The sequence below is a fragment of the Phytobacter sp. V69 genome (genome assembly GCF_965644215.1).
In the GTDB taxonomy this organism is placed as follows: Bacteria; Pseudomonadota; Gammaproteobacteria; order Enterobacterales; family Enterobacteriaceae; genus Phytobacter.
Genome location: NZ_CBFFRL010000390.1, coordinates 1 through 1,963 on the forward strand (window position 1 = coordinate 1; position 1,963 = coordinate 1,963).

General features: G+C 51.3%; 1 pseudogene. It reads left to right on the forward strand.

Going from position 1 to position 1,963, the window contains the following annotated elements:
• Positions 1 to 176 precede the first annotated feature (176 nt).
• Positions 177 to 1,913: pseudogene (speC, locus tag ACSZPU_RS25410) on the forward strand (ornithine decarboxylase); the annotation flags it as partial.
• Between the last annotated feature and the right edge of the window lie 50 nt (positions 1,914 to 1,963).

Genomic DNA, 1,963 nt, shown 5'->3' on the forward strand with positions numbered 1-1,963 from the left:
CAACCGTCTGTGGTGTTTGCAGAGCTAAGATTGGCGGCTTAGCGTTGCACTTCGGAGTTGAATCCGCCATTTACTGATTTTTTATCAGCGGACGCTCTTTGCTTTTATTCCGGCGATAGCGATTTTCTATTTAAGAAAGTCGAAGGAATGTTATTACCAAAAATAAAGAGATGAATATGAATATGCTAAAAGTCGCCTTCAGCCGTGCATGTCCCCATTGTTTTACTACCACACGTGAAACGGTCGATATCAGCGATTCTGACTATATTGATGTCGCCGCCATTGTACTGGCGGTGAGTGATATTTATAACGGTACTATAGAAAAAATAGAGGCCACCGGTTTTCACATTCCGGTATTTATTGCAACTCATAAAGAGGAGATTGTCCCGGCAGATTATTTGCCGCGTATTCATGGCGTGTTCGAGTGTAACGAAACCAGCCATGACTTCTACGGTCGTCAACTGGAGGCCGCCGCGCAGAAGTATGAAACCCAGCTGCGCCCACCTTTTTTCCGCGCGCTGGTGGATTACGTAAAGCAAGGCAACAGCGCATTTGACTGCCCGGGACACCAGGGCGGGCAGTTTTTCCGCCGCCATCCTGCTGGCAACCAGTTTGTTGATTTCTTTGGTGAAACCCTGTTCCGTTCAGATCTGTGCAACGCCGATGTAGCAATGGGTGACCTGTTAATCCACGAAGGCGCACCCTGCGCTGCCCAGCAGCATGCGGCGAAAGTGTTCAATGCGGACAAAACCTACTTCGTGCTGAATGGAACATCCTCCTCCAACAAAGTGGTGCTCAATGCGCTGCTGACGCCAGGGGATTTGGTGCTCTTTGACCGTAATAACCATAAATCCAACCACCACGGCGCGTTATTGCAGGCAGGGGCAACGCCGGTTTATCTGGAAACGGCGCGCAATCCATACGGTTTTATTGGCGGCATTGACGCACACTGCTTTGGAGAGGGTTATCTGCGTGAGCTGATTGCGGAAGTCGCACCCGGACGCACCCGCGATCCCCGCCCGTTCCGTCTGGCGGTTATCCAGCTTGGTACCTATGACGGCACGATTTATAACGCCCATCAGGTGGTGGATAAGATTGGTCATCTCTGTGATTACATTCTGTTTGATTCGGCGTGGGTAGGTTATGAGCAGTTTATCCCGATGATGGCGGACTGTTCGCCGCTGTTACTGGAACTGAACGAGAACGATCCCGGGATTCTGGTGACCCAGTCGGTGCATAAGCAGCAGGCAGGCTTCTCGCAGACCTCACAGATCCACAAGAAAGACAGCCACATTAAAGGCCAACAGCGCTATGTACCGCATAAACGCCTGAACAATGCGTTCATGATGCATGCCTCCACCAGCCCCTTCTATCCGCTGTTTGCCGCGCTGGATATTAACGCGCGGATGCATGAGGGCCAGAGCGGGCGCAACATGTGGATGGATTGCGTGGTCAATGGGATCGAAGCCCGTAAGTTGATTTTGCAAAACTGCCAGTTCATTCGCCCGTTTGTACCGGATAGCGTCGACGGACGCCCGTGGGAGAGCTGGGATACGGCAGAGATTGCCAGCGATCTGCGCTTCTTCCATTTTGTACCGGGAGAACGCTGGCATGCGTTTGAGGGGTATGCTGAACATCAGTATTTTGTCGACCCGTGCAAATTGCTGCTGACCACGCCGGGGATCAATGCCCGTACCGGTGAATATGAACGCTTTGGCGTGCCAGCCACTATTCTTGCCAACTTCTTGCGTGAAAATGGCATTATCCCGGAAAAATGCGACCTCAACTCCATCCTGTTCCTGCTGACGCCAGCTGAGGATATGGGCAAATTGCAGCAGCTCATCGCTCAGCTTGTTCGCTTCGAAAAATTGCTCGAAACCGATGCGCCGCTAGATAGTGTCGTCACGAGGATAAAAATCATTGATAATAGGGCCTTCTAATCAGAAGGCCCTATTATCATGAC